At 63.0% G+C, this 7159-nt stretch carries 7 protein-coding genes and 2 tRNA genes; 2 read left to right on the top strand and 7 right to left on the bottom strand.

Annotated elements, in window-relative coordinates:
• Window positions 1–380 precede the first annotated feature (380 nt).
• On the top strand, window positions 381–1304 hold the full coding sequence (locus VF497_RS11605) for a bestrophin family protein (RefSeq protein WP_330888840.1): 924 nt from the start codon (window positions 381–383) through the stop codon (window positions 1302–1304).
• A gap of 269 nt (window positions 1305–1573) precedes the next feature.
• On the opposite strand, the gene VF497_RS11600 is transcribed toward VF497_RS11605, so the two are convergent.
• From VF497_RS11600 to VF497_RS11585, 4 genes are all read right to left on the bottom strand, one after another.
• Window positions 1574–1664, bottom strand: a tRNA-Ser gene (locus tag VF497_RS11600).
• Window positions 1665–1755: 91 nt separating this feature from the next.
• Window positions 1756–2325, bottom strand: a complete 570-nt coding sequence (gene orn, locus VF497_RS11595; RefSeq protein WP_330888842.1) for an oligoribonuclease — start codon at window positions 2323–2325, stop codon at window positions 1756–1758.
• A gap of 26 nt (window positions 2326–2351) precedes the next feature.
• Window positions 2352–2441, bottom strand: a tRNA-Ser gene (locus VF497_RS11590).
• A gap of 182 nt (window positions 2442–2623) precedes the next feature.
• Window positions 2624–3541 (bottom strand): LysR substrate-binding domain-containing protein, encoded by a 918-nt coding sequence (locus VF497_RS11585; protein WP_330888838.1) that lies wholly within the window; start codon window positions 3539–3541, stop codon window positions 2624–2626.
• A gap of 152 nt (window positions 3542–3693) precedes the next feature.
• On the opposite strand from VF497_RS11585, the gene VF497_RS11580 reads away from it, so the two are divergent.
• Entirely contained in the window at window positions 3694–4326 is a 633-nt protein-coding gene (locus VF497_RS11580; protein WP_330888836.1) for a nitroreductase family protein, read from the top strand.
• Here the strand turns inward: VF497_RS11580 and serS are convergent.
• The 3 genes from serS to VF497_RS11565 form a co-directional block, all read right to left on the bottom strand.
• Window positions 4323–5609 carry a serine--tRNA ligase gene (gene serS, locus VF497_RS11575; RefSeq protein WP_330888834.1) on the bottom strand — a complete coding sequence of 429 codons (1287 nt, stop codon included), beginning with the start codon at window positions 5607–5609 and terminating at the stop codon, window positions 4323–4325. The two genes, VF497_RS11580 and serS, sit on opposite strands and share 4 nt — an antisense overlap.
• Before the next feature lie 69 nt (window positions 5610–5678).
• Entirely contained in the window at window positions 5679–6239 is a 561-nt protein-coding gene (locus VF497_RS11570; RefSeq protein WP_330888832.1) for a hypothetical protein, read from the bottom strand.
• Between the two features lie 62 nt (window positions 6240–6301).
• On the bottom strand, window positions 6302–7159 hold an 858-nt coding region (locus VF497_RS11565; RefSeq protein ID WP_330888829.1), incomplete at its 5' end, for an MFS transporter.

The raw sequence follows: 7159 nt of genomic DNA, 5'->3' as shown, positions 1-7159 counted from the left end.
GAATCCCTCCGGAGCCTGGCTGTGCAGCGCGTAAGGCTTGTTGGTGCGAAACAGCGTGACGACCGCTTCGGGTGCGCTCATCTGTTCCTGGACGGCCTTTGCCGTCGCCTTGAGCGCGCCCCAGCCGCCGGCCGGAGCCTTGTATGGACGAATGCCCGGAATCTCTTTTCCAGCCATGACCAACCTCGCGATCGCGTTGATGGGATTGCTTGTCCGGCGTAACCGACAAGCAGATGTCGGCAGCGAATTTGCGCTTATGGCAGTGTCGACAAGGCAAGGAATCGCGTCAACATTCCGGCATGCGGCGAATTGCCTCGGTTGCGCGCAAGCGCTGCTTGGCCGCTCGACGCAGTCGACGGGCCGGAATACGATAGTTCGCCATGATCGTGCGCCCGAAAGACTCGCAGTCCATCGTTACGCTGCTGTTCGCGTTGCGCGGATCGATCATCCCGGTGATCTGGCCGCAAGTCCTGTACACGGTGCTGCTGTCGATCGCGATCGTGATCGCCGAGCACTGGGGCTTCGCGCTCCAATTCAGCCCGAATCCCGCCTACCTGACCCTGCTCGGCCTGACCTTGGCGATCTTCCTCGGCTTTCGCAACACCGTCGCCTACCAGCGCTGGTGGGACGGCCGCGCGCTGTGGGGCGATCTCGTCATCGCGAGCCGCGACCTCGCGCGGCAGACGCTCAACTTCATGCCCGGTCTGCCGCAACCGCAGCGCCGGCAGTTGGTTTACGCCATCATCGCGTTCGTCCAGGCGCTGCGCCATCACCTGCGCGGCACCGACGCGGACGAGGATCTGCGAGCCTGGCTGCAGCCGGCCGCGTACTCGCGCGTGCAGACCGCGTCGAATCGTCCCAATGCCGTGCTCACGGTTCTCGGCGAGGACTACGTACGCAGCGCGCGTGACAGCGGCATCGACAGCATGCTGTTGTGCGCGATGGACCAGCAGGTCAACCAGTTCTCGCGCGTGCTCGGCAGTTGCGAGCGCATCCGCAACACGCCGATCCCGTTCGCCTACATCCTGCTCCTGCACCGCACCGTCCACATCTACTGCTTCATCCTGCCGTTCTGCCTGATCAGTTCGCTCGGATGGTTCACGCCGATTGCGGTCGGCATCCTCGCCTACACCTTCTTCGGGCTTGATGCGATCGGCACGCAGATCGAGGATCCCTTCGATCTGCTGCCCAACGACCTGCCGCTTGATGCCTTGAGCCGCACGATCGAAATCAATCTGCGCGAGATGCTGGGGGAGTCGGAGTTGCCGGAGCCGATTGAGCCGAAGGGGGATGTGTTGACTTGAGTGGTGGGTTGCTTTGCTCAGGCGCTGGGCGCGAAAAACTACGGGTCAGAAAAGCAAAACGGCCTGCGCGGGTCTTTTTTTGTTCCCGGCTGGGGTGGGATTGCTCGTCTTATCCTGAGACTCGCCCTCCGCGCGCGCTGCGCGCTACGGGCCAGCCTGCGGCTGTCCAAATTCGCTCCCGGCGAATTTGTCGAACCGAGTGGGTTCGTCCACCCATCGCTCACCATCAGAAAAACAAAACGGCCCACGAAGGGGCCATTTTGTTTTTCTGGCGGAGAGGGTGGGATTCGAACCCACGGTGCGCTATGAACGCACGCCTGATTTCGAGTCAGGTACAATCGACCACTCTGCCACCTCTCCGGTGACTTTTGATTCGATTCGAATCGAAGGGCGCGCATGATACGGGCCGCAGCGCAAAGTTACAACAGCACATTGCGCGAATCAAAACGATTCACTCCGTTTTCCCGGCAAGTTCGCCCATGAATTGTCGGTAGTAACGCAACTCGGCGATCGAATCGCGGACATCCGACAGCGCCGTGTGCTGCGATTCCTTCGTGAATCCGCGCGCGAGTTCTGGCGCCCAGCGCCGCGCGAGTTCCTTGACCGTCGACACGTCGAGATTGCGGTAGTGGAAGAACCGCTCCAGCCGCGGCATCAGGCGATGCAGGAAGCGGCGGTCCTGGCAGATCGAATTGCCGCACATCGGCGATTTGCCCGCAGGCACCCAGCGCGTAAGGAAATCCATCGTCAGCGCCTCAGCGCGAGCGATATCGACGTCCGAATCGAGCACGCGCTGCCACAAGCCCGACTTGCCGTGCTGGTCGCGATTCCAGTCGTCCATCGCCTCCAGTTGAGCAAGCGGATGGCGAAGGGCGAACTCCGGCCCTTCCTCAAGTACATTCAATGATTTATCGGTAATTATTGTAGCGATTTCGAGAATGGAGTCCCGGTCCGTATCGAGTCCGGTCATTTCCAGATCAATCCAGATCAGGTTGTTCTCATCGACTTTTTCAGCGGTCATTCCGTGCCACGCGCTTTTAGCGAAACTGGCGGAGAGAGTGGGATTCGAACCCACGGTAGTATCGCTACTACGCCGGTTTTCAAGACCGGTGCCTTAAACCGCTCGGCCATCTCTCCGCGATTGAAATTGTTGAACTTCGGGCCGGACCGGCGACGCCAGTTTGACTCCGGGCGTCCCGCCCTCCGCCCTTCGGGCCATCGGCTGCGCCGATGTTCGCTCCGGCATCCTGCCTTCGCAGTCAAGACTGCTGCCTTAAACCGCTCGGCCATCTCTCCGGTGCGAGGCAGATTATACGGGATCAAATCCCCGGCACCTGCGACTCCGTCGCCAACGGCATCTTCTCCGCCAACCAGTCGATCAACGCGCGCACCGCCGGCAGCAGTCCGCGACGCGACGGAAACACGCAGTGGACGATGCCCTCAGGCGGGCTCCACTCGGGCAGCACAACTTCCAGCTCGCCGGCCGCTACCGCGCGCGTGCACACGCTTTCAGGCAACAGCGCCACGCCAAGCCCGCGCGCAGCCGACGCAAGCACGAGCGGGAAGTCGCCGCACATCACGCGCGGAGAATGATCGAGGCGGAAACTCGTGCCGTCGTCCTTGGAGAACTCCCAAGACTGGTTTTCCAATTCGGAGATGCTGATCGTGTCGTATTTGGTCAGGTCCTGCGGATGCTGCGGCCGGCCCTTCTCGCGCAGGTAGCCGGGACTGGCGACCAGGAACGAGGAACTGCGCCCGAACGTGCGCAGCACGAGGTCGGCATCGGTGTCGAGCTTGAAGCGCACGCGGATCGCGATGTCGACACCTTCGTTGATCAGGTCGATGCGCCGGTTAGTCGACATCAGCAGGATGCGAACCTGCGGATACTTTTCGCAGAACTCGGGCAGGATTCCGGTCATCACGTTCTGCGTGATCGACACCGGGCAACTCACGCGCACGATGCCGCGCGGCTCGGTCGTGAGCTGGGCGACGGCGTCCTCGGCGGCCTGCGCCTCGGCGATCACTGTCTGGCAGTGATGGTAGAAGCGCTGGCCCGCGTCGGTGACGGCGAAGCGCCGTGTCGAACGCTGCAGCAGGCGCACGCCGAGTCGGTCCTCGAGCTGCGCGATGCGCCGGCTCAGCCGCGACTTGGGGATGTCGAGAGCGCGCCCGGCCGCGGCGAACCCACCTTTCTCGACAACGATCGAGAAGTAGTAGAGATCATTCAGATCCTGCATGTCACATCCCTATCGTTCTGAAAACGGAACGCTGTAGCTGTTTTTAGCCAGCTTATCATCTTTGGTGTGCAGTATTACATTTTCTCCGTCGCATCGCCCACCCGCGCCATCCCGACCGGACCGATGCCTTCCAAAGAAATCCGGAGAAAGCCATGAACAATCCGCTGATCCAGTCGATCGAGAAGCGCCGCACCCAGTATGCACTCGGCACCGCCCTGCCGATTTCCGAGCAGGAAACCACGGCGCTGATCGAGGCCGCGATTCGCCTCGCACCGTCCTCGTTCAATTCGCAGAGTTCGCGCGCCGTGATTCTGTATGGCGATGAGAGCCGCGAATTCTGGAGCATCGCCGAGGCGGCCCTGCGCAAGATCGTCCCGGCCGAGGCGTTCGCGCCGACCAAGACCAAGATCGACAGCTTCGCCGCCGGCGCCGGTACCGTGCTGTTCTACGAGGACCAGGACGTGGTCAAGGGCCTGCAGGAGAAGTTCGCGCTCTACGCGGACAACTTCCCGGTCTGGTCGGAGCAGGCCAGCGGCATGGCCCAGTTCGCCGTGTGGACTGCACTTTCCGACGCCGACGTCGGCGCCAGCCTGCAGCACTACAACCCGCTGGTCGACGCGGAAGTCGCCGCACGCTGGAACATCCCCGCTTCGTGGAAGCTGCGCGCGCAGATGCCGTTCGGTTCGAACGAGAAGCCGTTTGGCGAGAAGGCATTCATGGATGATGCGGCGCGGTTCAAAGTGTTCGGCACAACCTCTGCCGCCGAAGCGCGCGTCGCCGCTTAAGCGATGACCGCCTTGCCGCGCATGTAAGGCCGCAGCACCTCAGGCACCGTGATCGAACCGTCGGCGTTCTGATAGTTCTCCATCACCGCGACGAGCGCGCGGCCTACCGCCACGCCCGAGCCGTTGAGCGTATGCACGAGCTCGGGTTTGCCGCCGCTTTTTTCTCCTTGGGGATTGCGCCAGCGCGCCTGCATGCGCCGCGCCTGGAAATCGCCGCAGTTCGAGCAGGACGAAATCTCGCGATAGGTGCTCTGCGAAGGCAGCCAGACTTCGAGATCGTAGGTCTTGGTCGCCGAGAACCCCATGTCTCCGGTGCACAGCAGCACCTTGCGGTACGGCAGTTCGAGTTTTTCGAGCACGACTTCGGCACAGCGCGTCATGCGCTCGTGCTCTTCCGCACTCTGCGCGGGCGCCGCAATCGTCACGAGTTCCACCTTCTCGAACTGATGCTGGCGGATATAGCCGCGCGTGTCGCGGCCGGCCGAACCCGCTTCGGCGCGGAAGCACTGAGAGTGAGCCGTCATGCGCAACGGCAATTTGTCCGCATCAACGATTTCGTCGGCGACGATGTTGGTCAACGACACCTCAGCGGTCGGAATCAGATAGCGTTTCGGCTCGCCTTCCACCAGAAACAGGTCCTCGGCGAACTTCGGCAACTGCCCGGTGCCCTGCATCGTTTCCGGTTTGACCAGCAGCGGCACGTTGCATTCAAGATAGCCGTGCTCGCCCGCGTGCAGATCGAGCATGAACTGCGCGAGTGCACGATGCAGGCGCGCGAGGTCGCCACGCAGCACGGTGAAACGCGCACCGGAAAGCTTCGCGCCCGCATCGCCGTCGAGCCAGCCGTGGCGCGCGCCGAGATCGACGTGATCTTTAACCGCGAAATCGAACGTGCGCGGCGTGCCCCATTTTTTCAGCTCGACGTTTTCCGTCTCGTCCTTGCCGACCGGCACCGAGGCATCGGGCAGATTCGGAATGCCAAGCGTGATCTTCGCGAGTTCCGCCTGCACTTCGGCAAGTTGTGCTTCGTTCGCCTTGAGCTGATCGCCGATGCCGGCGACTTCGGCCATCAGCGCCGTCGTGTCTTCGCCCTTGGCCTTGGCCATGCCAATCGCCTTCGATGAGGAGTTGCGCTTGTTCTGCAACTCCTGCGTCTGCACCTGCACAGCCTTGCGCGACGCTTCGAGCGCTTCGATCTGCGACTTCGGCAACTCGTAGCCGCGCGTGGCGAGGCGTTCGGCGACGGTATCGAGCTGGCCGCGCAGCAAGGCAGGATCGAGCATGGCGTGAATTCGCAAGCAGCAAAAGGGCGCGGATTATCCCGCGCCCTCGATTTTGCCGCAATGCAACGCTTATTTGCTGCGTCCGAGCCACCAGGCGATGACAAGGCCCGCCAAGAGCCAGCCCACGCCCTGTTCGATCAGGCCACCGACATTGAAATCGTCCGGGAAGCGGTACCAGTTCCACAGCGGCACGGTATTGGTCAACCAGCCGAACATGCCGAAACCGAGGCTACCGAGCACGCGCGTGCCGAAGCCCCAGCTCGTCGCGGCCAGCACGATGGCGACGATCAGCGCGGCGAGGTAGCTGCCGATGAACTGCTTGATCAGGTTGCCACTCATATCCGTCGGATGGGCGATCGTCGGCCCGACCGCGACAAACACGAAGCGGTTCTGCCCCGCCTTGGCTTCCCACGCATCGACCGTGGCCTTGTCGCCCATCTTTTCCGGATCGATGTGCGGCAGCAGGTAGATGCCTTGTTGCGGCAATGCCGTTGCGGCCGCCTGCAGCACGGCATCCTCGTTCATCGGCTTGCGCATGCCCATTTCGCCAATCGGCAGTAGCATATGCGCGACGAATCCCCAGAGGAAAATCACGATGGCGCCGAGCAATCCCGCAATCACGTAACGCATGTCAGCCTCCCCTTGTCGATGAAGCCGCGACGCTACGCCGGGCGAGGCGGCGCCGCAAGCCCTCATGCAGCATCCACCGACGCGCCGACCCAGAAGCGCAGCAGCATCGCCGCGGCGAGCGCGCAGGCAGAACCGAATGCGAACGCAGCCGGCGGCGAAGCCTCCGACCAGAGCCAGCCGAACAGCAGCGATGCGGGCAGCAGCGCGAGGCCGACGACGAGGTTGTACCAGCCGAACGCGGTGCCGGCCTGGGTCCTGGGCACCATGTCGGCGACGAGCGCCTTCTCCACGCCTTCGGTCGCGGCAAGGAAGACGCCGTACGCGGCGAACATCGGCCACAGCAGCCACATCATCGCCGGCATCAGGCCGAAGGCCATGTACAGTGCCGCGTAAATCGTCCAGCCACCGACGATGAGCTTGCGCCGATCGAAGCGGTCCGACAGCCCGGACAGCGGCGTCGACAAGACCGCCGCGACGAACGAAACCAGCGCCCAGATCATCGGCACCTGCGCATCGCCGAGACCCAGTTGCTTCGCGCGCAGCAGCAGGAACATGTTCGACGAATTGCCAAGCATGAACAGCGCGAGCACGATCAGATAACGACGAAAGCGCGGCGGAAATTCGCGCAGGCTCCAACTGAAACGTGGCGGATTCGGCATACGCTCGATCTGCGGCTCCTCGATCGCGAGCGTCAGCAGCAGCACGATCAGCGCGGGCACGATCGCCGCGAACAAGACGTGACGCAACGGCATGCCGAGCGCGAGCAGCGCGGCGGCGGCGAGCGGCCCGACTACCGCACCAGCGTTGTCCATCGCCCGATGCAGGCCGAACGCGAGCCCACGCTGGTCCGCGGCGACGCTGTGCACGAGCATCGCATCACGCGGCGCGCTGCGCAGACCCTTGCCGATGCGATCGGCGAA

The sequence above is a fragment of the Rudaea sp. genome, from assembly GCF_036383415.1.
Lineage (GTDB): Bacteria > Pseudomonadota > Gammaproteobacteria > Xanthomonadales > Rhodanobacteraceae > Rudaea.
The sequence above is the reverse complement of the archived record's forward strand: the minus strand, read 5'-3'. Positions and strand labels throughout refer to the sequence as shown.